The organism is Paenibacillus sp. 102, from assembly GCF_039549175.1.
Classification (GTDB): domain Bacteria; phylum Bacillota; class Bacilli; order Bacillales; family Bacillaceae_G; genus Bacillus_A.
The window spans coordinates 169,476-192,574 of sequence record NZ_JBCGHT010000007.1 but is presented as its reverse complement, the minus strand read 5'-3'; the positions used below and the strand labels follow the sequence as shown (position 1 = coordinate 192,574).

Here is a 23,099-nt window from a genome sequence, read left to right as displayed (position 1 = left end):
CTCAGCTTATTTCACTTTAAACAAACGTTTGATTAAAAATCTTATGAACGTTCAGTACAAAAAAGAAAAAAGCACTCGCAATTCGCAAGTGCCCTACCTTCTTCTTCTTTTTTTCTTTCGTCTCATAAGCTTTTTTCGGCGTGTATTTAATCGATCCGCGATAATATGGAGTGTACTCGCAGCAATAACTCCTATTACAAATGTTGTTAAAGCAACATCATGTTCCTTTGCAATCTCGAGTAATCTTCCATCTAGTACCGTTTTATTTAATATATATAGGAATGGAGAAAAGACGAGCAGCATATACAATATACGAATAAGGTCACCGATTACAATCGTATGTGTTAAAAAAGAACGATGCGGCATCACACATTGATACGGATACCAAAAAATACGAAGCAAGCCCCATTTATTATAGGCGTTACTATGAATATCTAAATCTGGTGTTAAGAAAAATGTGCCGATTAAAAATCCTATCGCAAAAGTGAGTAAAAAATCAAAATTTGTTAGTCCATACGAAACAAGCATAAACAAAACAATCGGAAGAGAAAGTAAGTTTATTTTCGTATGTGTTTTTCCTGATGGCATAGTACACTTCCTCGCTTATGTTTGCCCTGCCACTTCTGGCAGCTCTCACCTATTGATCTAATTTTTGATCGATAAACGATGTGTCTATATCCGAACCAAACCAATCCGCTAATTTCATCCGTGCTTTTTCTTTTACATCTTCATTTACATACATGGATGCTTGCAAAAGGGCAGCTGTTAATGCCCCTAAATCATCCGTATAACCAATTCCGGCTATAAAATCCGGAATCGCATCAATTGGAGCAATAAAGTAAGCAAGTGCTCCGATAATAGTTGCCTTTACTCGCTTTGGAACATCCGGTCTTTGCATAACGTAAAACAGCAATAAGCTCGCATAAACAACCGATTGTCCCGCTTGTTTTGCTACATGTTTCACCTTATTCCAAAACGCTTCGACTGAAAATTTTCGTTCCATATAAAGAGCCTCCATGTTTTGTTTTTTTCATTATACGAAAAAAGTGGATGTGCCTTCAAAAATAAGGAACTAGCTCCATTAGTTAATTAAACGTTCATCAAATATACACATAACCGATCCATGAAATCTTATTGTAACAGAGAAAAGAATAAAGAACAAGCGTTCGCAATTGTTTTCCCACTTATATTTCCTTTTTCATTTCTCATCTACATCACAGCTATGCAAACAAAAGAGGGTCCGCTCTCTTTTTCTCCCTTTGTTTTAAACGCGGCACGGGGCTAAAAAAGGATCTGACCGCTTCTATGCTTCGGCGGACGCTCTCTCCACTCTAAAAAAGGGTTTGGATTGTTTTTTCATCAATATTTCTCAACATAAAATGTTCTATTTCTCTTACTATTCTTTATTATCTTTGTTATATTTTCTAGTTGACGAGCATATAAACCAATGTTAAAGTTTTCTCTGGCAGCAACAATAAAAAATACAAAAACTGTAAAATGTTATAGTGTTTCTAAGAATTGAATTTTGTTGTATAATACAGAAATGACGTTATGCTTATGGATCAACAAAAGAATTGGCAGGAAACCAAAAGGGTATGCATAGTTAAAGTCGTATATGGGGGATATAGAAAACTCTACTCATGGCCAAGAAAACTATGTATTTTTTATTTTAGCATTTTTCGCTCCAAAATCGACCAAGCCTGATAGAGAAAGGGTGGAAATGGATGAAGGAATCTTTAAAATCACAATTTTATAATGTGCGCTTTACTTTGTTTGTTGCTTTGGCTTTATGGTTAAAGACTTACATCATAACGCGTACGAGCTTTGATTTGAAACTTGAATCTTTCATGCAAGAATTTATCTTATTCATTAGTCCATTAGCAGCATCATTACTGCTTGTGGGTCTTGCATTATTCGCAAAAGGAAAAAAACGTAATTATATAGCACTTGGGATTGATTTTGTTTTAACAATCGTTCTTGTTGGTAACGTAATGTTCTACGGATTCTATAATGACTTCGTTACTTTACCAGTACTTGGGCAAACATCTAACTTTGGACAGCTAGGGTCCAGTGTAAAAGAACTATTTAATTACAAAATCATCGTTGCATTTGCTGATATTATTCTGTTCTTTATTCTATTAAAGAAAAAGAAAGACTTTGCAAAAACTGAGCGTGTATCACGTCCAATGCGTTCTTTATACTTTGTATCAACGATTGCTATTTTCTTTGCAAACTTAGGTCTTGCAGAAACTGAGCGCCCGGAACTATTAACACGTTCGTTTGACCGCGTTATGCTTGTGAAAAACTTAGGTTTATATGCTCATCAAGTGTATGATCTTGGTTTACAAGCAAAATCTAGTTCACAAAAAGCATTTGCTGATGGCAGCAAATTACAAGAAACAGAAAACTACGTAAAAACAATACAAAGTAAACCAGATCCAAATATGTTTGGCACAGCAAAAGGGAAAAACGTAATTGTCGTTTCTCTTGAATCACTGCAAACATTCTTAATCGGTGCAAAGGTAAATGGGCAAGAAGTTACACCATTCTTAAACCAATTTACAAAGGAAAGTTATTACTTCGATAACTTTTTCCACCAAACGGGACAAGGAAAAACATCGGATGCTGAATTCTTAGTGGATACATCATTATATCCATTAGACCGCGGTGCCGTATTCTTTACACACGGTAATAACGAATATACTGCAACTCCAGAAATCCTGCGTCAGCAAGGGTATTACACAGCTGTATTCCATGCAAACAACGCAACATTCTGGAACCGTAACATCATGTATCCAGCACTTGGTTATGATCGTTACTACAACGAGCTTGACTATAAAATTACTCCAGAGACAAAATTAAACTGGGGATTAAAAGATATTGAATACTTTAATCAATCAGTGGATATGTTGAAAAAAGTGAAACAACCATTCTATACTCGTTTCCTTAGTTTAACCAATCACTATCCATTTACTTTCGATGATGATACAAAATTAATTGAACCTTACAACTCTGGTGATCGCGTATTTGACGATTACATGGTAACAGCTCGCTATTTAGACGAAGCAATGAAAAACTTTATTGAACGTCTAAAAGCAGAAGGTATTTATGATAACTCTGTTATCGTATTCTACGGTGACCACTACGGTATTTCTGAAAACCATAACCGTGCGATGGCACAATTCTTAGGTAAAGAAGAAATTACAACATTTGATCATATTAACTTACAAAAAACACCTATGTTTATTCACGTTCCTGGTCAAAAAGAAGGTAAAACAATTTCAAAACCAACTGGTGAAATTGATATTAAACCAACAATTCTAAACTTACTTGGTGTTGATTCAAGCAATGACGTTCGTTTTGGTCATGACGTATTCTCACCAGATAATAAAGGATTCGTTGTTCTTCGTGACGGTAGTTTTATTACAGACAAGTATATGTATACAAACAGTACATTCTATGACCGTATAACGGGTGAAGTCGTAGAAGTACCAAAAGAAGAAGCTCAAGCAATGATTGATCGTGCTCAAAATGAACTGCGCATGTCTGATAAACTCATTGAGGGAGACTTACTTCGCTTCTCTGAAAGCAACAAAATTAAAACAGGCGAAGTAAAAACAATTATTAAAGAAGACAAAAAAGGCGCTGAGTAATCTCAGCGTCTTTTTTTGTCTAGTGGAGGTTCTTACTGCTCGCCAACAACATGATAAAATTACACAATCTTCACCAAACATTTACATGAAATTCATGAAACATCTCTATAATAGAATTTGTAAACAATGTTCTGTCCATTCCCCACCTATCATTTCACAGCTTTGCGTTAGGTCCCCATGGGGAATACCAGAATCATTTGTATCACAATGCCTTTGATGTTACTGAGGAGTAACATTGATTGTCTTAGTAAAGCCGATTGGTTTACTGGTCACTTTTCTAGGCTATACCAAGGCAATATCCCTATGAAACAAGCTACCCTCCTTATGCAACATTGTTGCAAGCAACGTTCTATATGAATGTTGCTTTTTTTTATTTCTAAAAAGCAGGATTCTCATTTCCCATTTGCGAATTTGTATATGCGAAATACAATAAGTTGAAGCCCAACGCTCATCATTCAAACAATTAAGAAAGGATGGGAAATAAAATGGCATACGAAAGATTTGTATTATGGAACGATAAAATTATTGATACAAATAAAACAGGGCCGTACATACAATTAGAAGAACGTGGTTTACAGTTTGGAGATGGTGTCTACGAAGTCATTCGTATTTATAAAGGAACCATCCACTTATTAGATCCACATTTAACTCGGCTATACCGTTCCATGGATGAGATAGAATTAACACTATCTTCCTCTAAAGCAGAACTCATTACACTGCTTTACAAATTACTCGAAAATAATAATTTCCAAGAAGATGGTACCATCTACCTACAAGTTTCTCGAGGAGTACAGCATCGTGCACACGCACTCTCTTTTGATGTAACTCCAACGATCTATGCTTATATCTCCAAAAAAGAAAGACCAGCTTTATGGATTGAATATGGAGTACGTGCTATATCAGAACCTGATACACGTTGGCTTCGCTGTGATATTAAATCATTAAATTTATTGCCAAATGTATTGGCTGCTACAAAAGCAGAACGCAAAGGATGTAAAGAAGCCCTCCTCGTTCGTAATGGGATCGTGACAGAAGGAAGTCATTCTAATTTTTTTCTTGTGAAAAACGGGACTCTATATACTCATCCCGCTAATCATCTAATCCTAAACGGGATTATCCGCCAATATATTCTTTCTTTAGCCCATAAACTACAGATTCCTGTTCAGGAAGAACTATTCAGCATTCGTGATGTTTATCATGCTGATGAATGCTTTTTTACCGGAACAACTGTAGAAGTGCTTCCGATGACGCATCTTGATGGCACCGCCATCCAAAATGGTCAAGTTGGGAGAATCACCAAATTACTACAAAAAACATTTGTCCAAAGCTTCTCAACTTCTAATATCTCATTCCCTTAAATGCGAACGATTTTATCTAAAACACCTCTTAATATATGTATTTTTATTTAAAATCAAGGTGGAGTATGCACCTTGATTTTTTTTTGTAATATTTTTGACATATTCAGATTACCGCATAACCCTTGACAGTAATCGACATGCCTTTTAGAATTTTTAACAGTTGGTAAATATTTCATCACTACATTACAGACAGAAAGGAATCGACAAAACATGAAAAAATATCTTGCCGGTCTTGCGGCAGTGTCTGTAGCAGGAGGCGCAGCCCCGACATTAGATAGCGTTCAAGCTGCCCCTGAAAACACACAAAAACCTGCTGCACAAGCTGTTCAAGCTGCACCACAAAACAATTCAAATTACACAGTTACTGCTGACGTATTACACGTTCGCTCAGGAGCTAGTACTTCTCACGACATCATCTCTCGCGTATATGAGGGCCAAAAATTAAACGTAATCGGTGAAGAAAATGGTTGGTTTAAAATTAATCATAATGGTAAAACTGGTTACGTTAGTGGACAATTCGTATCACAAAATGGTGCAAAAACAAGCGTAAGCACAAGTGGTAAAAACAAAGTTACCGCTGACGTATTACGTGTTCGCACAAGCCCAAATACTTCTAGTTCCATTATGGGACGTGTATTTGAAGGACAAACATTACAAGTTATTGGCGAAGAAAACGGATGGGTTAAAATTAACCATAACGGCAAAACTGGTTACGTTAGTGGACAATTCGTATCTGGCGTTTCTGCAAATGCTGGTTCTTCAAATAACGACACAAATGTTCAAGCAGCAAGCGGAAACTATACAGTAAATGTATCTTCCCTTCGCGTTCGTACAGGTCCTAGCACATCTCATACAACTTTAGGCTCTGTTCATAAAGGACAAGTTGTACAAGTTGTTGGTGAAGTTCAAGATTGGTTCAAAATTAACTATGCAGGACAAACAGCTTACCTTAGCAAGGACTACGTAACAAAAGGTGGTTCTAGTAACAACGGTAACCAAGGTAACAATCAGCAAGAAAATAACAATACAACCGTTCAAACTGGTGGTACTTATGTTGTTAATACAACATCATTACGCGTTCGTACAGGCCCAGCTACATACCACGGTGTACTTGGTGGCGTATTAAATGGTCAAACATTAAACGTAGTTGGTGTAGAAAATGGTTGGTACAAAATTAATCACCATGGTAAAACTGGTTATGTAAGCAGTGAATTTGTGAAATTCGTTAAAGGTGGTACAACGACACCTGAAAAACCTGAGCAACCACAAACAACTGCTGGCGAATACTATATTAATGCATCTGCATTAAATGTACGTAGCGGCGAAGGCACAAATTACAGCGTAATCGGTGCTCTTCCACAAGGTCAAAAAGTACAAGTTATTTCTGAACATTATGGATGGAGCAAAATTAACTACAACGGTCGCACTGGCTATGTAGGAACTCGTTTCCTATCTAAAACACCAGTTGGTGGTGCTGTAGACAACAATAATAATAACAATAATAACAATAATAATAATACAGGCAACAACAGCGGTGATACATCATCTATCCTTGCATATGCAAAATCAATGGCAGGTGTACCATATGTATGGGGCGGCACTTCTGCTAATGGCGTTGACTGCAGTGGTTACATTTTCCACGTATTTAACAAATTTGGTCACAACATTAGCCGTCAAAGTGTTGCAGGATATTGGAGCAGCCTATCAAAAACTTCAAATCCACAACCAGGTGACTTAATCTATTTCCAAAACACTTATAAGCCAGGTCCTTCTCACATGGGTATCTACCTTGGTGGTGGAACATTTATTCAAGCTGGAGATAAAGGTGTAGCAGTAGCTTCATTAAGCAACTCTTATTGGAGCAAGCACTTCTTAGGATACACAAAAGCACCTTAAGTTATAGTTTCAAAGCCTTCTAGATTACTAGAAGGCTTTTTATATAGATTTAAATAAGTCCTTTTTGATTTTTCACATATAAGTTCCTGCTATGAAAACAAAAGGTGGCCTGCTCTCCCTTTGTTTTTAAACTCGGCATGGAGCTAAAAAAGGCACGGACCGCTTCTATCCATGGCTGGATTCTCTCTCCCAACTAAAAAGAAAGGGTTTCTATCTATTCGTATTCCTACAAATATGTTTCTACCCTCTTATTTCATACACTACATTCCATAAAAACAGTTCATAACGTTACAATAATAAATATATTTCCTCTAAAAAACATAACCTATTTTGCTCAAATAAGACTGATATGTGTTTTCTTACAAAATTTTCTTTCTATTTAAACTTTTAGACAGACGTTTGACCTCTGATGTCCGGTATGATACGTTACTTAAGATGCTATTTTCGTAGAAGTATAGACATCTATTAATTATACTTTTTTACTATGAGAGAGGAGATTTACACTGCATGAATGTTTTATGGGGAATTGGCGGCGTGATTGGAATTTTAGCAGTTGCTTTTTTACTATCTTCCAACCGCAAAGCTGTGAATTGGCGCACAATTTTAATCGCGCTAGCATTACAAATTACGTTTTCTTTCATCGTATTACGATGGGATGCTGGAAAAGCTGGCTTAAAAGTTGCCTCTGACGGGGTTCAAGGCTTAATCAACTTTTCTTATGAGGGAATTAAATTCATCTCTGGTAACTTATTAGATAAAGATGGTCCTTGGGGATTTATTTTTGTAATTCAAGCACTACTTCCAATTGTATTTATTAGTTCATTAGTAGCAATATTATATTATTTAGGTATTATGCAATGGTTCGTTAGTATCGTTGGTGGTGCATTAAGTAAACTTCTGGGAACTTCTAAGGCAGAGAGCTTAAATGCAGTAACAACTGTTTTCTTAGGACAAACAGAAGCACCAATTTTAATTAAACCGTACTTAACACGTTTAACAAACAGTGAGTTCTTCGCAGTTATGGTCAGTGGTATGACGGCTGTTGCCGGATCGGTTCTTGTCGGTTATGCAGCTATGGGAATTCCGCTAGAGCACTTACTAGCAGCAGCAATTATGGCAGCACCATCAAGCTTATTAATTGCAAAACTAATTATGCCAGAAACAGAAACACCAGATAACGATGTAAAACTTTCAACAGAGCGTGAAGATGCTAACGTTATCGACGCAGCAGCACGAGGTGCTTCTGAAGGGATGCAACTTGTTATTAACGTAGCAGCAATGCTAATGGCATTCATTGCGTTAATCGCTGTATTAAACGGTCTATTAGGATGGATTGGGTCTTGGTTCGATATTAAACTTAGCCTTGATTTAATCTTGGGATATATTCTATCTCCATTCGCTATTCTAATCGGTGTTTCACCAAACGAAGCTATACAAGCAGCTGGCTTTATTGGACAAAAACTTGCAATCAACGAATTCGTTGCCTATGCTAACTTAGGTCCACACATGTCAGAGCTCTCTGATAAAACAAATATGATCTTAACATTCGCAATTTGTGGCTTTGCAAACTTCTCTTCTATCGCAATTCAATTAGGTGTAACAGGGACACTTGCTCCTTCTCGCCGTAAACAAATTGCACAGCTAGGGATTAAAGCGGTAATCGCTGGTACACTAGCGAACTTCTTAAACGCAGCAGTTGCAGGTATGATGTTCTTATAAATCAAAATCAAGCTGATCCGAATTTTCGGGTCAGCTTTTTTTATGAATGTATATCCCCCCTTCTAGCACATATTACATATAACAACCTATGTACTAGGAGGACCGTGATGAAGCAAATGCCCAATCAAATTATACTATTATGGATTGTACAAATTTTATTCTATTTCACCACAGTTCATATAAGCTCATTTCCCTATGCTTTTTTCTTTACAATTATTTATGTACTCATCAACTTACTATTTCTACTCATTTCAAATAAATTTGCTTTCACTTTGTTTATTACTGGAACTCTCCTCTCCGTCTTCTATTTATTCTATGAATCATGGTTATATTTATGGAGTACTTCCACACAGCTTACTTATATCATCATTCATTTCCTAGCAATCGTTAATTTCTTTCTTATTTATATATCGACCTACATGTTAAAAAAACTCTTAAATGAAAATAGACGCCTACAAAAACAAGTCCAAACACTTGAACAATACATTGGAGAAACAAAGTTGTTAACAAGACAGGAATTTGAAAGACGTGGTTTATTACTCGAAGCAGCTATGAAAAGACGAAGTGAAACAGGTATGCTCGTTTATTTTTCGTTCACCTCTTTTAGCAGCTATACAAAGCGAAGTGTCATGGATCGCGTTGCTTCCCTCCTACTCGATACAGTACGGAGTGATTTTGATTTAGTTGGAAAATATGATGACAATACATTGGTCATTTTACTTCAAAATACAAATGAAGTTGGTGTAAATATTGTTTTGATGCGCCTTGAAAATAAGTGGGAAGAATGGTTAACGGAGGAGGCTCTTTCAAAAATCATAATCAAACAAGAAAAACTTGGAGAGCAGGTGTTAACGACATGATGACACTTATTCTTCTCCTGCTATTTCTTCTATTTTGCCTACTTGTTTTTTGGATTAGCGTGACTTTTTCTATTAAATATGTGCTTATTTTTACAGCTTTCTTATTTTCCGGCTTGCTCGTCTACTATTCCTTACTAACACTTGCCGGCCTGGTTCATCGAAATCGTAAGCTAAAGAAGCGGACATTAAAACATTATCCAAGCGTAGATATACTGATTCCTGCACATAACGAAGGCGTCGTTATTATGGATACGTTAGCTGCGATGGCAAATATCGAATATCCGGGAAAGCTTACCATTTATTTATTAAATGATAATTCCCAAGATGAAACTGGGGAAATTGGCGATGAATATGATGAGGCATATGCTCATATAAAGCATATTCGTGTACCGCCTGGAGAACCGAAAGGAAAATCACGTGTATTAAACTATGGACTCAGCATATCAAATGGAGAATATTTTTGTGTATATGATGCCGATAATCAACCAGAACCCCATGCTCTTCGCATGCTTGTTGAATACGCAGAAACGACAAAAGATGCTGTTGGTGCTGTCGGTCATGTTCGCACTGTCAATGAAAAACGAAACTGGCTTACAAGGATGATCTCTCTTGAATTTCAAATCTTCCAGTTGCTCATGCAGTCTGGCCGTTGGCTCTTATTCCAAACTGGCTCATTAACAGGAACAAATATGCTCCTTCGCCGCTCCGCACTTGAAGAACTTGGCGGCTATGACCCTTACGCCATTGCCGAAGATGCGGAACTCACATTGCGAATTACACAAAAGGGGTATCTATTACCAATCGTACCCGAATCCATTACATGGGAACAAGAACCAGAACATTTAAAAATTCTCATTAAACAACGAACGCGCTGGCTTCAGGGCAACTTATACATTTTAGAAAAGATGTTTTCCTCCTTCAGCTTCTTTAAAGGAAAACTACTCGTTCACTCATTACAACAAGTATTAGTATATGTTGTCTTTTGGCTGTTCTTAATTATTTCAAATGTATGGTTTATCATTGGTTTACTAGGTCTCTTTCAAATCAGCTATACCATTCCATTACTATTTATGTGGTACGTTGCCTATATCACATACACATCGCAACTCTTTAGTGCACAAAGCGTCGAAAATACGTTTACACCAACGAACATCTTAATCAGTATCATCATGTATTTCACATACGCCCAGCTCTTTACGTACCTATTTATCCGAAGTCTCATCCTATACTTACGCGCAAAAAGTAAAAAGCAAATTATCGGATGGGATAAGACGGTGAGATATAAAAAATAAAAGCGCAAGCGGCTCGTTCAGAATGGGAGGGGGATGGAGCTTCTGACGTAGAGGCGCCCTTTGCCTCGCAGGAAGACGCGAAGCCACCGACCATTCTAGCCGCTGGAGCTGGATATATTTAAAAGCGGAGGTGGCTTGCCCAGCTCTGACTGGCTAAGGTTCTTTCGCACACAAGGCGCTCTTTGCCTTTTGTGCGGAAGGTTCTTAGACACGAAGAGCTTGCCACCGCAGCTAGATACATTTAAAAGCGAAAGCGGCTCGCTCAGAATCGCAGGGCGTTGGAGCCACCGACAGAGAAGCGCTTTTTGCTTCGTCCGAGGAGGCGAAACGACCGGAGATTCTAGCCGCTGGAGCTGGATATATTTAAAAGCCGAGCCGACTGTTCAGCCCCGTTGACTAAGGTTCTTTCCCACAGAAGGTGCTTTTTACCTTCTCGTGGGGAAGGTTCTTAGACATGAGGGGCTAGGACATGAGGGGCTAGGAGGTGGAGCTGGATACATTTAAAAGCGCAAGCGGCTCGCTCAGAATGAAACAAACGTTTATAAAAAAATAAGCACAGAGCGCCGTATGCTCTGTGCTTATTTTCACTTTAAATCTATATATCGGACAATACCCCTTAGTCGAAAGTAATTTTTCACGTCCATCCCCCAACGAACGATCTACTTTCATTTATATACGAAAAAGTGACTGCTATTTTTGTAAAACCAATTGCTTCTCTTGTTGTTCTTTAGATACTTCAGTCTTTGGTTCCGTGTTTTCTTGGACACTTCGATGTGCCACACGTTTCAAACAAATATGCTTCCACTTTCTTTCGTAACGCTTCATTATTCTAGTTGTCCCCCTTGAATACGCTTAAAAACTATTTGAAATCGCTTACAGGAAATAATATAGCACATATACGAAAAAGTGACAACACATTTCCGACAAATTTTTGTCAATAATTTGGATTACTTTTGACAATATATCGACCGTTTGTACGAATATATCAGCGATTCGACACAACTAATCAACCTGCGACAACCGCTAATCAATAAAAATTAGTACAACCATATGTTGAAAGTTCAAATGGATATATAATATAGAAGAAAAAGAGCTGATTTGGAATCAGCTCTTTTTCTTCTATATTATTATTTATTTATGATGGTGATGTCGACCTTCCTTTTGCAATTCTTTAAATAAAGCTGCAATCATAAAGAAAATAACAAATACAAACGGGAATGCTGCGATAATTGAAGCTGTTTGTAAAGCCTCTAATCCACCTACATATAATAAAATTGATGCTAATGCTGCCTGCACAAGACCCCACACCATTTTAATACGATTTGGCGGATTTAAACTACCATGTGTCGTTAACATACCAAGGACAAATGTCGCAGAATCTGCCGATGTAATAAAGAATGTTGAAATCAGTAGAATCGCCAGAACAGATAAAGCTGGTCCCATGCTACCCATATGATCTAACACAGCGAATAGGCCTACTTCTGTACCCATCTCTTTAATTTGCGCTTGAATATTTGCTCCGTCAAATAACTCCATGTGAATACCCGTTCCTCCAAATACAGAGAACCAAAGCGCACCAATCAATGTTGGTACAAGTAACACACCAATAACAAACTCACGAATCGTACGTCCGCGTGATACACGCGCAATGAATGTACCAACGAATGGGGACCATGCAATCCACCATGCCCAGTAGAAAATCGTCCATGATTGAATCCACTGGTTTCCACCCTCATCTAGCGGGCTTAAACGGAAACTCATACTTGGTAGTTCTTGAATATATGAACCAATTGTCGAAGTAAAGTAATTCATAATAAAGTTTGTTGGACCTGCAAATAATAAAATGGCCATAAGGGTAAAGGCTAAAATAATATTCGTATTACTTAAATATTTAATACCTTTATCTAATCCTGTTTGCGCAGATAACATATATAAAACCGTTACAATTGCAATAATAACTAACTGCGTTGTTAATGAGTTTGGAATAGATGTTAAGTAGCTAACGCCACCTGCAATTTGTTTTGCACCAAGCCCTAATGAAGTTGCAACACCAAATACTGTCGCAAATACAGCTAACACATCAAATACATGTGCAATACGGCCATGTTCACCACTCTTAAATAAAGGACCAACTGTCGCACTAATTGTACTTGGTTTTCCTTTTCGGAACGTAAAATAAGCGATACAAAGTGCTACAAGCGCATATAAGCCCCATGGATGTAATCCCCAGTGGAAGAATGAAAAGCGAAGTGCAAGACGTGCACTCTCTTCGGTTGCACTTTCTCCAAATGGCGGCGCGTATAAATGATTTAATGGTTCCGCAACTCCCCAGAAAATCAAACCGATTCCCATACCAGCACTAAATAACATAGCAAACCATGTCATATAACTATAATCAGGTTCATCATCATCTTTACCTAAACGGATAGAACCGTACTTTGAAACAATTAAAAAGATGGCAATCCCTAAAAAGATAGAAACAGAAATAATATAAAACCAGCCAAACTTACTAACTAGTGCAGTTTGAATTACAGTGGTTACATTTCCTAAGCTACCTTTTCCAATTATAGATTCGGGAATAATCCCCCAAATTGTAAATGCGATACATAATGTTAATGAGACAATAAATGTTTTTGTCAGTTTCCTCATAAAATCCCCCTTTTGTAGGTTTCTTGTTCGTAAAATGTCTCTAATTCCGATATGTTAAATCGGATAAAGTGAAATGTTTTGTGCGGTGATTTTCTTCAAACTCTCTAAAATCAACCTTCACCAATTAGAATTCTTATGGACAGTTCATCCTTCATATAACCGTTCAGATTATAAAATGGGGATGCGGCCGCCAAATCGTGCGAGATAGATGTGGATGGGAATATATTTTCCCAAAAAATGGTGCGTTACAGTTGTAAAAAGGGCAAATATATCGATTGCCACTCTTTCTTTTTGTAACAATTATGCGGTTGTTTTGTCAGGATATCGTACGTATTTATAAATTCATAAACAAAATGTTTATGTTTATATAACTATTTTAGGCATAATTCGGTAAAATTCTCAAGGAGTGTAACACTATAGTAAACCTTTTGTAACATTTGTGTAACATTATTATCTTCATTGAAAAATATCCTTTGTGTTACAAATCATAGAGATATCTACTAAACATCCTGAAAGCATGGAATAAAAAACGCTTTCTATCATTTTTTTCTATATTACAGAGTATTAATGCTTTGTTACGAATGGTTTGTAATTGTGTGTTTTCCCAAATTCCGAAAAAAACAGTTGCTATAATGAGGACACGAAAACAAACGCAATGGAGGCTATCATGAAAAAATTAATTGGTATAGCAACAGCAGCAGTTTTTGGTCTTGGGATTTTCACTACTTCTGCTCAAGCAGAAACTGTTGTAACAACAGACGTATTAAATGTACGAGAGAACCCAACTACTGAATCAAAAGTTGTAGGAAAATTATTAAATGGTCATAAATTAGATGTTACAAATACAACAAACGGATGGTCACAAATCAAATTAAATGATAAAGACGTATTCGTAAGTGCAGAATTCACAAAAAGCATCTATTACGTAACAGCAAACGTATTAAACGTACGTGCTGAAGCGAACACAAACTCAGAAATTCTTGGTACGCTTAAGAAAGACGATATGATCGAAACAACGAACCAAGTACAAAATGAGTGGTTACAATTCGAATATAATGGGAAAACGGCTTACGTTCATGTTCCTTTCTTAACAGGTACAGCACCTGTTATTGAAAAACAAGAAACGCCTGCTCCTGCTAAAGCTGAAGCACCTGCGAAAGCAGAAGCAAAAGCACCAGTAGCACAAGCAAGACCAGCTGCTAAACCTGCTGTCAAAGCAGCAGAAACAAACGCTCCTTCTGGTGGTCGTGAACTAACAGTTGAAGCTACAGCATATACAGCTCATCCGAGCGAAAATGGCGGCACATACGGTGGGCGTGTATTAACTGCAATGGGTCATGACCTAACAGCGAATCCAAACATGAAGATGATTGCTGTTGACCCGAAAGTGATTCCATTAGGATCAAAAGTATGGGTAGAAGGATATGGAGAAGCAATCGCTGGTGACACTGGCGGTGCAATTAAAGGTAACCGTATCGACGTTCTTGTTGGCTCTGACGCAGTTGCTAACAAATGGGGACGTAAAACTGTTAAAGTGAAAATTTTAAAATAACCAATGACTGCTAAAAATTCAGCCAGTTCTCATATATTGAGACCTGGCTTTTACTTGTTTATATACACATAATAACTGAAAAGATTCTTTTTTTCTTTAGATAGAAGAGAGCGTCCGTCTATGGGTAGAAGCGGTTAGGACCCTTTTTAGCCCCATGCCTTGTTTCAAACAAAGAGAGAACATGAGTGCAGATCTCCTTTTGTTCTTCATAGCAGCGACTTATATGTTGGAAAATTGAAATGGATATATATATAATGACGATAAGGAGGCTATAGAATGGACCTACATGCAAAAATAGACTGGATTGGTACACCAAAGCCTTATCCTGATGGGGCAACAATTGATTTTTCCCTTGAACATGATGACAGTCGCTATAAATTGATTGTACTCAAGCACGAGCAATCCGTTCAATATAAACTTGTGCAATACGGTACAAAACCTGGCTCACAAAAACCGTTTCCAATTGATATACCATTTCAAGAAGAAATGCTCCCATTAATAGAAAAAATTCTACAAGATCCATATGTAGAAGCTTACCGTATTTTCTAAAAGCACCAATATTGCACACAAAAAAGACTACCTCCTTCTAAAGAGATAGTCTTTTCGCATTTTAATCATTCTTCCATAATTCATTTTTTCTGTTTTCCCATCTTTTTGTTTATAATGGTAAAGGAAAGAAATCTTTGTACGGAGGAAAACTTATGCTGCAACATTCAATTACGAAAGATGAAATTATGATGATCGCCAGTGAGTTTGTTCAAGGGCTCGATCCGCAGCAAGCAGCCGATCAAGAACATGTTGCCACTGCTCGCCATTTGTATCGCAGCGGCTTTGTCTACAACGTTGATTTTGATGGCTATACGTTATCAGGTACGGTAGATGCTGAAGGAAATGTGTATAGCGTTCATATTCCGATTCGTAATATCGCAGAAAGCTATTGTGATTGCTTTGCGCCGACGCAGTGTGAGCACATGCTCGCTGTTTTACTATCCGCTGCTTCTAGCTTTGGACAAGTGGGAGAAGTATTAACATTATTTAAGAATAAAACGAAACCATCACTCCCCCCAATCCGAACAGCACGGCAAGTATTACAATCGTCTGCGTTTGAAGAAACGGATTTTAAAAGTTGGCATGCATATTTCGAATCTGAATATAGCGTATTTAAAAAAGAACAAGCACGGCTCTCATATAAACAAATGTATTTTCTTATGAGTATCTTTACAGATTTTTATATGAAATTAGAACGTAAAGCGCCGCGCGTCGTTGCCATACATGAACTGTTCAAGTTACATGGCGCACTTTTTAGCTTTCGCAAGTTACTAGAAGAAATCACGGACTTTGAGACAAACAAAACGTATTCCTATCACCAACCAATTAACGTTGTTCGTCTATTTGTCGATAAAGTGGAATCAATTGTACGTGACTTGAAATCAGAATCAATTCCAGCTGAATGTGAGCCAATTTTGCAAGAAACAGCTCAACAAGTACACGATATTTTCTTCTCTACCGACTCCTATACACAGGAGAGATTCTTTATTTACCGGCATATATGGGGAGAACTACTAGCAGAAGGATCTTGGATACAAGAAGAAGAAAAACGAATTGATGCCAAGATAAATCCAATTTCGAAAGCTCTTGCCTCTTCTCACCTATTCTTTTTAAAACAAGAGGATCATTCTGCTATGAACTTGCTCGAAACACAACCAGCCCAAGTGGTCGGTCTTTATTTCGACTGGCTTGAGGACTTACTGAGCACAATGCAATGGGAGCGCGCCAAAAATTGGCTGTCTTTCACCTATAAACAAGTGAAGAAAACGATGAATGATCAGGCCGATCCCCTTTTTGTAAAAGATATCGTTCGTTTGTTTGTCATGATGTATGAAACATACGCAACACACACAAATGAACAAGCGGGTCTTGAGATGATTTTGCAAGAACTATTGCCATACAGCTTCACAAACTACGAGCAATATGTACTAGCAAAAAAACAATATTATGCATGGACAGAACTTCATCTTTTATATGGATTTGAAGCAATTGAATTGCTAAAAGAACCACTAAAAGAAATCGAAAAAGAAGCACCAGAAGCAGCTCTTCCGCTCTATCATCTCGCCGCTGTGCAAGCAATTGAAGAACGGAATCGTAAGTCCTATCGCCGTGCAGTTCGCTACTTAAAGAAATTGCGTACGCTCTATAAACGACTTAAACGAACAGATGAGTGGCACATTTTTATTGTCCAAATCGCTAACTTACATTCACGCTTACGAGCACTACAGGAAGAACTGCGGAAAGGAAAGTTAATCGATGATCATACAAACTGAAGTAACAATTCGGCTCCAGCATGTAAGTCAAGGTTGGTTCCTTTGGGGAGAAGATGAAACCGGCAATCTCTTACCTATAAAAGATTGGAAACAACATGCTTTCACATGGCACACAACGTCCTTTTTCGGTACCTTTTTAAAAGAAGCTACATATGAGGGACGAAGCGGCTTCATGCTAACAAACGTTCAATCGTTTGAGTATATTGCCAAACAACCGATGAACTCCTTTGCTGGATTGCAAATAAACGGCCCCGTGACTGCGCTTATGCCTGGTGCCAAAGAGCTATGGGATCACTTTACAACCGGAAACTTTGTACCAGATATCAAGCGTTGGAGTGATTATCCATCCTGGAAAGCCACCAATGTTTCAATCCAGGATGAAACGCTTGTATCACTTTTCTCCCACGCGATTAATGAAACGATTCGGCAAGACGCTCGCTCTAGCGATGGCTGGGAAAATGCGAAACGATTATATGAACACTATGACTTTACGAAAAGACAACTGGAAACAGCACTTCATGAGGAAGATTGGTTTCGAAAGATTGGTTACATTGAAGACGATCTTCCATTTACAATTGGCCTTCGTCTTCAAGAACCACAAGATGATTTTGAAATGTGGAAACTTGAAACGATTATTACGACAAAGCGTGGAACTCACCGAATATATGTATATAATGGCATCGATTCACTACCAAAAAGATGGCATAGCTATGAAGAACGTATTAAAGAAACGCAGGAAGGATTCGGCAAGCTAGTCCCATGGCTTCGTGAAGATGATCACTTTCGAACGGAGCTCTATGAAACAGAAGCATGGAACTTCTTAACAGAAGCGAGCAACGAACTATTAGCCGCCGGCGTTGATATCTTACTTCCGTCTTGGTGGCAAAATTTAAAAGCAACGAAACCGAAGTTACGTGTTCAATTGAAGCAAAGTACAAATCAAGCGCAGTCCTTTTTCGGGATGAACACTCTCGTTGATTTCGACTGGCGCGTTTCTACAGATGGTATCGATCTATCAGAAAGTGAATTTTTTGACCTTGTCGAACAAAATAAACGACTCTTCAATTTAAACGGACAATGGATGAGACTGGATCCTGCCTTTATTGAAGAAGTGAAAAAACTAATGAAACGCGCAGATAAATATGGGCTTGAAATGAAAGATGTCTTGCAGCAACACTTATCAAATTCTGCCGAAGTAGAGGTTGTGGAAGAAGACAATCCATTTACAGATATTGAAATTGAGCTAGATGGCTATTACGAGGAACTCATCCAAAAGCTACTCCATATCGGAGACATTCCAAAAGTTCCAATACCATCCTCCTTAAAGGCCACACTTCGCCCATACCAAAACCATGGTGTAGAGTGGCTCTTATATTTACGAGAACTCGGATTTGGAGCATTGCTAGCGGATGATATGGGTCTTGGAAAAAGCATCCAAACCATTACTTACTTATTATATGTGAAAGAAAATCGACTCCAAACAGGACCGGCGTTAATCGTAGCACCGACGTCTGTTCTTGGAAATTGGCAGAAAGAATTTGAACGCTTTGCGCCGAATTTACAGGTTCAATTACATTATGGAAGCAACCGGTCAAAAGGCGATTCGTTTAAAGACTTTCTTCAAAATGCAGATGTTGTGTTAACTTCTTATGCATTAGCGCAGCTTGATGAAGAAGAGTTAAACGCGCAGTGCTGGGATGCGATCATCCTGGATGAGGCACAGAATATAAAAAACCCACAAACGAAACAATCTAGAGCGGTTCGACAATTGCGAGCAAATCACAAAATCGCTTTAACAGGTACGCCAGTGGAAAACCGATTAGCAGAGCTATGGTCTATTTTTGACTTCTTGAACCATGGATATCTTGGTAGCCTAGGACAGTTTCAGCGCCGCTTCGTAACACCGATTGAAAAAGATCGTGATGAAGCGAAAATTCAGCAAGTACAAAGATTCATCTCACCGTTCTTACTGCGCCGAACAAAGCAAGACCAAACAGTCGCATTAAACTTACCGGACAAACAAGAACAGAAAGCATACTGCCCGCTAACAGGTGAGCAAGCATCACTATATGAACAGCTCGTACAAGATACGCTGCAAAACGCTGAAGGCTTAACAGGCATTGAAAGACGCGGCTTTATTTTAATGATGCTCAGTAAGCTAAAGCAAATTTGTAATCATCCTGCTCTTTACTTAAAAGAGGAAGAACCAAAAGATATTGTACAGCGTTCTATGAAGACGCAAACATTAATGGATCTCATTGAAAATATAAAAGATCAAAATGAAAGTTGCTTAATTTTCACCCAATATATCGGAATGGGCAATATGTTACAGAAAATATTAGAGGAGAAATTCGGTCAGCGTGTTCTCTTCCTAAACGGTAGTGTACCGAAGATAGAACGTGATAAGATGATCGATCAGTTCCAAAACGGAACATACGATATCTTCATCCTATCATTAAAAGCTGGCGGCACTGGTCTTAATTTAACTGCCGCAAACCACGTCATTCACTATGATCGTTGGTGGAATCCAGCTGTAGAAAATCAAGCAACAGACCGTGCTTATCGAATCGGTCAAAAACGATTTGTACACGTCCATAAACTCATTACAACAGGCACACTGGAAGAAAAAATCGATGAAATGCTAGAACGGAAACAGTCACTAAGTAGCACCATTATTACAAGTGACAGCTGGATGACCGAACTATCAACAGATGAATTGAAAGAATTACTTGGTGTATAACATCACGTCGTACATTGCCCAGCGGTCAATATATTTCAAAAACCAACGATATACGCGACAAGATACGACCAATATATATCCAACTTGATTCTCCAATATATAAATTGTGGCTATGAAAAACAGAAAGAGACTTTCACTCATTTTCTCCTTCTGTTTTCACATGGCATGGAGCGAAAAAAGGCACTGACCGCTTCTGTATATGAGCGAATCCTCTCTCCCACCTAAAAGAAATGGTTTTATGTTGGTGTTTCAATCTGTATTTATATATGAAAAAGGAGCTATCCCGAAGGGTTAGCTCCTTTTTCTATGCCAAAACCAATTACTTATTATAATTCCTGTCAATCCGCCCGACGTATCTAAAACAGAATCTTGCCACATCGGTGTACGGTCACCTGTAAACCATTGATGGATTTCATCGAATGTTGCATATCCAGCGACCAAAAGAAGTGCGAATACGAAGGAACGCATTCTTGAACAACCAGAACGATGCAATGCATAATACGAAAGTAGGCCAAGAATCAAGAATACTGTGAAATGAGCTCCTTTACGAAGGAAAAACTCAACAAAACCACCAACACCTTTATTTTCAATACTAACTGGTGTTCCTCCGCCATAGTCAATCGATACACCGGAGAATTTTTCTTCTACAAATTGAGACGGAACATACTTTTCAATATCTGAACGCATATCCTGCTTCTTATAGGGCTGTGCTGAAGAATAAAAAATAATCCCCATCCATAATAAAACGGGAATCCAGAATAACCATTTACGATTCATCTTTAGAAACTCCTCTCTTATTCTTCTAAGAGTACCAAAAAAAAGAAAAAATTTCACGCCAAAATATGACCGTTGCCCCCTATATATATGACGAAAAGGGGGTGAAAAACATGGCGATTGAAACAATTGTAACTGATTTAAGCTTACGTCTTGTCCTAAACGGCGGCACAGACAAAAACGGGAAAGCAATTTTAAAAAACAAACAGTTTAAACGAGTAAAACCAAACGCTGATGCCGCAAAAGTCCATGAAGTGGGACTTGCTCTTTCTTCATTACAAGGATTAAAGCTGCATGCTGTTCAGCTTTTAAGCACATCTGATATCTCGAATCCGTAAATTTTAATGAAAAGGAGGTAACCGACAATGACAGTACTCGAGCTGATTTTCTTAAAAGAGGATGGAAAAACCGTCGTCTTTTCCATCGACAATCCGATTACACCTGTGAATGAACAAACTATTAGCCAAGTGATGGACACGATTCTCTCCTCTGCAATTTTCTTATCGCTTAGTGGGAACACTCGTAAAAAAGGAGCACGCCTTGTTGAAAAGACAGTATCAGAAGTAACACTTGCTCCTTAAACCAAAAAGACGAAGCTGCATCACTTTGCAGCTTCGTCTTTTTTCTTCGGCATCTCAATCGGAATAAAAATATGAGAGAATCCAACTGAAACATATTTGTATTTTTCTTTCCCTAGTGTAAATTCTGTCGTATATGTCGAGAAGAAAATATAATCGCTTCGCTTTGTATAATGGTTAATCAACACGTCAACTTGTGGCTCTACATATTTCTTCGCTAACTTCTTACCAATTGTTGCAAGTTCACCAACAAGCCCCTCTGGATCTTCTTTTTCAACCTCTGTTAACTTTTTACTAATATCGTTGCGATTCATAAATTGCTTTGCCGCCCATTCTGTATATTCCGCTTTACTCGGGTTGCTATTTGCTAAATATACGAAAAGAAGGACAACAAGTGCCATAATAATATACTTTCGTTTCATACTCTATCACCGCCTAACTGTTTCTATTTTCATATATATGTACAAGCGATGCAAATTAGAAAACTTGCTCGTTATAAAAAGAGTAAATCCTTCTGAAAACTTTACAAATATTTACAATACTTTAAAATCATTTTTATATTCCATCTATATACTAAAATATGTAAAATACAATTTTTAAAGGAGGCCTTTGCGTTGGATGCTCCAGCTAATCTTCATGCTATTTCTAGTATTGTAATGATGCTGCTGCCTTACGAACATCCTTTTTATCGTACTCAAATTCATACCACCAAAGAAATTATCTGTTCACCGAAAACACCATTAGAACTCATAAAAGAACTTATCATCTTACACAATTATTCCACATATGAAGGAAGACGAAAAGCAATTATTAAGAAATGGGATTTACGACAAAACACACCAATTCCAATTAATCACCGTCGATTTCTTTGTACGATTCCAACAAAATCTCCTACCGCTTGGGATTGCATCTGGGTCTCCTACAAAAGCATTAAAAGTATCACGAACAGCAAGGATAATCAAGCTATACTAAATTTTTGCAATGGAGACACAATAACTCTCCCCATATCCTGCTACAAAATGAAGCAGCAATGGAGAAAAGCTGGTAATCTAATCGCTCAAATGATGCTCGATGATTTTCATAATGATTTCTAGTATACATGATAGTATGGAGACAAGGGATCTTGTCTCCATTTTATGCTTCCTATATCTCAGCTCGCATCTTTTTTATTGCCTGCCGATAGATCCATCTCACTTGATGATACGTCATCCCCAGCTTTTGGGCAATTTCATGTATCTTCTTCCCTGCATAAAAATGTTCCAAAATAATATATTTCTCTTTCTTATCTAATAAGCTCATATACTCCTGAACTTCTGACGATACTTCTGCACCGCATACATTTTGCAAAATTTCCTGTGAGGCGAAAGTATGACGCTTTTGAAATCTATTTTCTTTCTTTAATTTCTCTAATAAATAGCCGCGCACTGTTACAAATGCATACGCTGAAAAAGTACCTTTCTCCTCCTCATATTTTTCATACGCCTTCCAAAGTCCAATTAACCCGCATTGATAATATTCTTCATAATCCCGGTACAGACAAAGCTTCTTCATTTGATTTTTAATCATCTTTTCATACAATGTAACTGCCTCTGTAAAAGTAGCCGGTTTCATATTATACCTGTTTCTAAAAGGTATACCTCTTTGTTATTCCGCGGTACCTTTACAATATAAGAAGATAAGGGAGATTTCATGGGAGGTTATTTCAAA

20 protein-coding genes are annotated in these 23,099 nt (G+C 37.8%); 13 read left to right on the top strand and 7 right to left on the bottom strand.

Annotated elements, in window-relative coordinates; genetic code table 11:
* Nucleotides 1-93 precede the first annotated feature (93 nt).
* Nucleotides 94-588, bottom strand: a complete 495-nt coding sequence (locus tag AAIE21_RS17420) for a metal-binding protein (RefSeq protein ID WP_343267913.1) — start codon at nt 586-588, stop codon at nt 94-96.
* Between the two features lie 49 nt (nt 589-637).
* On the bottom strand, nt 638-1,003 hold the full coding sequence (locus AAIE21_RS17415) for a YkvA family protein (protein ID WP_343267912.1): 366 nt from the start codon (nt 1,001-1,003) through the stop codon (nt 638-640).
* Between the two features lie 721 nt (nt 1,004-1,724).
* Between AAIE21_RS17415 and AAIE21_RS17410 the strand changes: the two genes are divergently transcribed.
* The 6 genes from AAIE21_RS17410 (at nt 1,725) to AAIE21_RS17385 (ending at nt 10,778) form a co-directional block, all read left to right on the top strand.
* Nucleotides 1,725-3,653: an LTA synthase family protein gene (locus tag AAIE21_RS17410; protein WP_343267911.1), complete on the top strand. Its 1,929-nt coding sequence runs from the start codon at nt 1,725-1,727 to the stop codon at nt 3,651-3,653.
* 473 nt (nt 3,654-4,126) lie between these two features.
* Complete coding sequence (locus AAIE21_RS17405) at nt 4,127-5,011, top strand: D-amino-acid transaminase (RefSeq protein ID WP_343267910.1); 885 nt, start codon at nt 4,127-4,129, stop codon at nt 5,009-5,011.
* 210 nt (nt 5,012-5,221) lie between these two features.
* Nucleotides 5,222-6,907: a C40 family peptidase gene (locus AAIE21_RS17400; protein WP_343267909.1), complete on the top strand. Its 1,686-nt coding sequence runs from the start codon at nt 5,222-5,224 to the stop codon at nt 6,905-6,907.
* Between the two features lie 507 nt (nt 6,908-7,414).
* Nucleotides 7,415-8,626: a NupC/NupG family nucleoside CNT transporter gene (locus AAIE21_RS17395; RefSeq protein WP_343267908.1), complete on the top strand. Its 1,212-nt coding sequence runs from the start codon at nt 7,415-7,417 to the stop codon at nt 8,624-8,626.
* Nucleotides 8,627-8,733: 107 nt separating this feature from the next.
* A complete protein-coding gene (locus AAIE21_RS17390; RefSeq protein ID WP_343267907.1) occupies nt 8,734-9,486 on the top strand; it encodes a dGTP triphosphohydrolase in 753 nt (250 codons plus the stop codon).
* The gene (locus tag AAIE21_RS17385) at nt 9,483-10,778 is read left to right on the top strand and encodes a glycosyltransferase family 2 protein (protein ID WP_343267906.1); all 1,296 of its coding nucleotides are present in this window, start codon (nt 9,483-9,485) and stop codon (nt 10,776-10,778) included. The genes AAIE21_RS17390 and AAIE21_RS17385 overlap by 4 nt, the downstream gene beginning before the upstream one ends.
* A 690-nt stretch (nt 10,779-11,468) precedes the next feature.
* On the opposite strand, the gene AAIE21_RS17380 is transcribed toward AAIE21_RS17385, so the two are convergent.
* Both AAIE21_RS17380 and opuD read right to left on the bottom strand, forming a co-directional pair.
* On the bottom strand, nt 11,469-11,603 hold the full coding sequence (locus AAIE21_RS17380; protein ID WP_003205060.1) for a hypothetical protein: 135 nt from the start codon (nt 11,601-11,603) through the stop codon (nt 11,469-11,471).
* 306 nt (nt 11,604-11,909) lie between these two features.
* The gene (opuD, locus tag AAIE21_RS17375) at nt 11,910-13,427 is read right to left on the bottom strand and encodes a glycine betaine transporter OpuD (RefSeq protein ID WP_343267905.1); all 1,518 of its coding nucleotides are present in this window, start codon (nt 13,425-13,427) and stop codon (nt 11,910-11,912) included.
* A gap of 667 nt (nt 13,428-14,094) precedes the next feature.
* Here opuD and AAIE21_RS17370 point away from each other — a divergent pair.
* From AAIE21_RS17370 to AAIE21_RS17355, 4 genes are all read left to right on the top strand, one after another.
* The gene (locus AAIE21_RS17370) at nt 14,095-14,979 is read left to right on the top strand and encodes a cell wall-binding protein EntA (protein WP_343267904.1); all 885 of its coding nucleotides are present in this window, start codon (nt 14,095-14,097) and stop codon (nt 14,977-14,979) included.
* Nucleotides 14,980-15,255: 276 nt separating this feature from the next.
* Nucleotides 15,256-15,528, top strand: coding sequence for a DUF3910 family protein (locus tag AAIE21_RS17365; protein WP_343267903.1), 273 nt, complete (start codon nt 15,256-15,258; stop codon nt 15,526-15,528).
* A gap of 152 nt (nt 15,529-15,680) precedes the next feature.
* Nucleotides 15,681-17,300: an SWIM zinc finger family protein gene (locus tag AAIE21_RS17360; protein WP_343267902.1), complete on the top strand. Its 1,620-nt coding sequence runs from the start codon at nt 15,681-15,683 to the stop codon at nt 17,298-17,300.
* Nucleotides 17,284-20,040: a DEAD/DEAH box helicase gene (locus AAIE21_RS17355; RefSeq protein ID WP_343267901.1), complete on the top strand. Its 2,757-nt coding sequence runs from the start codon at nt 17,284-17,286 to the stop codon at nt 20,038-20,040. The genes AAIE21_RS17360 and AAIE21_RS17355 overlap by 17 nt, the downstream gene beginning before the upstream one ends.
* 291 nt (nt 20,041-20,331) lie before the next feature.
* Here the strand turns inward: AAIE21_RS17355 and AAIE21_RS17350 are convergent, their stop codons facing one another.
* Nucleotides 20,332-20,817 (bottom strand): VanZ family protein, encoded by a 486-nt coding sequence (locus tag AAIE21_RS17350; RefSeq protein WP_343267900.1) that lies wholly within the window; start codon nt 20,815-20,817, stop codon nt 20,332-20,334.
* Nucleotides 20,818-20,927: 110 nt separating this feature from the next.
* Between AAIE21_RS17350 and AAIE21_RS17345 the strand changes: the two genes are divergently transcribed.
* On the top strand, nt 20,928-21,152 hold the full coding sequence (locus AAIE21_RS17345; protein WP_343267899.1) for a DUF1659 domain-containing protein: 225 nt from the start codon (nt 20,928-20,930) through the stop codon (nt 21,150-21,152).
* 27 nt (nt 21,153-21,179) lie between these two features.
* Nucleotides 21,180-21,395 carry a DUF2922 domain-containing protein gene (locus AAIE21_RS17340; protein WP_243525195.1) on the top strand — a complete coding sequence of 72 codons (216 nt, stop codon included), beginning with the start codon at nt 21,180-21,182 and terminating at the stop codon, nt 21,393-21,395.
* A gap of 20 nt (nt 21,396-21,415) precedes the next feature.
* Here AAIE21_RS17340 and AAIE21_RS17335 read toward each other — a convergent pair whose 3' ends face one another.
* On the bottom strand, nt 21,416-21,814 hold the full coding sequence (locus AAIE21_RS17335; protein ID WP_343267898.1) for a DUF4359 domain-containing protein: 399 nt from the start codon (nt 21,812-21,814) through the stop codon (nt 21,416-21,418).
* A gap of 192 nt (nt 21,815-22,006) precedes the next feature.
* Here AAIE21_RS17335 and AAIE21_RS17330 point away from each other — a divergent pair, with 192 nt between their 5' ends.
* Nucleotides 22,007-22,486 (top strand): competence protein ComK, encoded by a 480-nt coding sequence (locus AAIE21_RS17330; protein WP_343267897.1) that lies wholly within the window; start codon nt 22,007-22,009, stop codon nt 22,484-22,486.
* Between the two features lie 49 nt (nt 22,487-22,535).
* On the opposite strand, the gene AAIE21_RS17325 is transcribed toward AAIE21_RS17330, so the two are convergent.
* Nucleotides 22,536-23,003: a sigma-70 family RNA polymerase sigma factor gene (locus AAIE21_RS17325; protein ID WP_343267896.1), complete on the bottom strand. Its 468-nt coding sequence runs from the start codon at nt 23,001-23,003 to the stop codon at nt 22,536-22,538.
* Between the last annotated feature and the right edge of the window lie 96 nt (nt 23,004-23,099).

Bases quoted from the DNA above. Each gene is read 5' to 3' on its own strand.
- AAIE21_RS17400 (WP_343267909.1), top strand. From the start codon at position 5,222: ATGAAAAAATATCTTGCCGGTCTTGCGGCAGTGTCTGTAGCAGGAGGC.
- AAIE21_RS17410 (WP_343267911.1), top strand. From the start codon at position 1,725: ATGAAGGAATCTTTAAAATCACAATTTTATAATGTGCGCTTTACTTTG.
- AAIE21_RS17355 (WP_343267901.1), top strand. From the start codon at position 17,284: ATGATCATACAAACTGAAGTAACAATTCGGCTCCAGCATGTAAGTCAA.
- AAIE21_RS17380 (WP_003205060.1), bottom strand. From the start codon at position 11,603: ATGAAGCGTTACGAAAGAAAGTGGAAGCATATTTGTTTGAAACGTGTG.
- AAIE21_RS17345 (WP_343267899.1), top strand. From the start codon at position 20,928: ATGGCGATTGAAACAATTGTAACTGATTTAAGCTTACGTCTTGTCCTA.
- AAIE21_RS17405 (WP_343267910.1), top strand. From the start codon at position 4,127: ATGGGAAATAAAATGGCATACGAAAGATTTGTATTATGGAACGATAAA.
- AAIE21_RS17385 (WP_343267906.1), top strand. From the start codon at position 9,483: ATGATGACACTTATTCTTCTCCTGCTATTTCTTCTATTTTGCCTACTT.
- AAIE21_RS17420 (WP_343267913.1), bottom strand. From the start codon at position 588: ATGCCATCAGGAAAAACACATACGAAAATAAACTTACTTTCTCTTCCG.
- AAIE21_RS17395 (WP_343267908.1), top strand. From the start codon at position 7,415: ATGAATGTTTTATGGGGAATTGGCGGCGTGATTGGAATTTTAGCAGTT.
- AAIE21_RS17325 (WP_343267896.1), bottom strand. From the start codon at position 23,003: ATGAAACCGGCTACTTTTACAGAGGCAGTTACATTGTATGAAAAGATG.
- AAIE21_RS17365 (WP_343267903.1), top strand. From the start codon at position 15,256: ATGGACCTACATGCAAAAATAGACTGGATTGGTACACCAAAGCCTTAT.
- opuD (WP_343267905.1), bottom strand. From the start codon at position 13,427: ATGAGGAAACTGACAAAAACATTTATTGTCTCATTAACATTATGTATC.
- AAIE21_RS17370 (WP_343267904.1), top strand. From the start codon at position 14,095: ATGAAAAAATTAATTGGTATAGCAACAGCAGCAGTTTTTGGTCTTGGG.
- AAIE21_RS17415 (WP_343267912.1), bottom strand. From the start codon at position 1,003: ATGGAACGAAAATTTTCAGTCGAAGCGTTTTGGAATAAGGTGAAACAT.
- AAIE21_RS17350 (WP_343267900.1), bottom strand. From the start codon at position 20,817: ATGAATCGTAAATGGTTATTCTGGATTCCCGTTTTATTATGGATGGGG.
- AAIE21_RS17340 (WP_243525195.1), top strand. From the start codon at position 21,180: ATGACAGTACTCGAGCTGATTTTCTTAAAAGAGGATGGAAAAACCGTC.
- AAIE21_RS17335 (WP_343267898.1), bottom strand. From the start codon at position 21,814: ATGAAACGAAAGTATATTATTATGGCACTTGTTGTCCTTCTTTTCGTA.
- AAIE21_RS17360 (WP_343267902.1), top strand. From the start codon at position 15,681: ATGCTGCAACATTCAATTACGAAAGATGAAATTATGATGATCGCCAGT.
- AAIE21_RS17390 (WP_343267907.1), top strand. From the start codon at position 8,734: ATGAAGCAAATGCCCAATCAAATTATACTATTATGGATTGTACAAATT.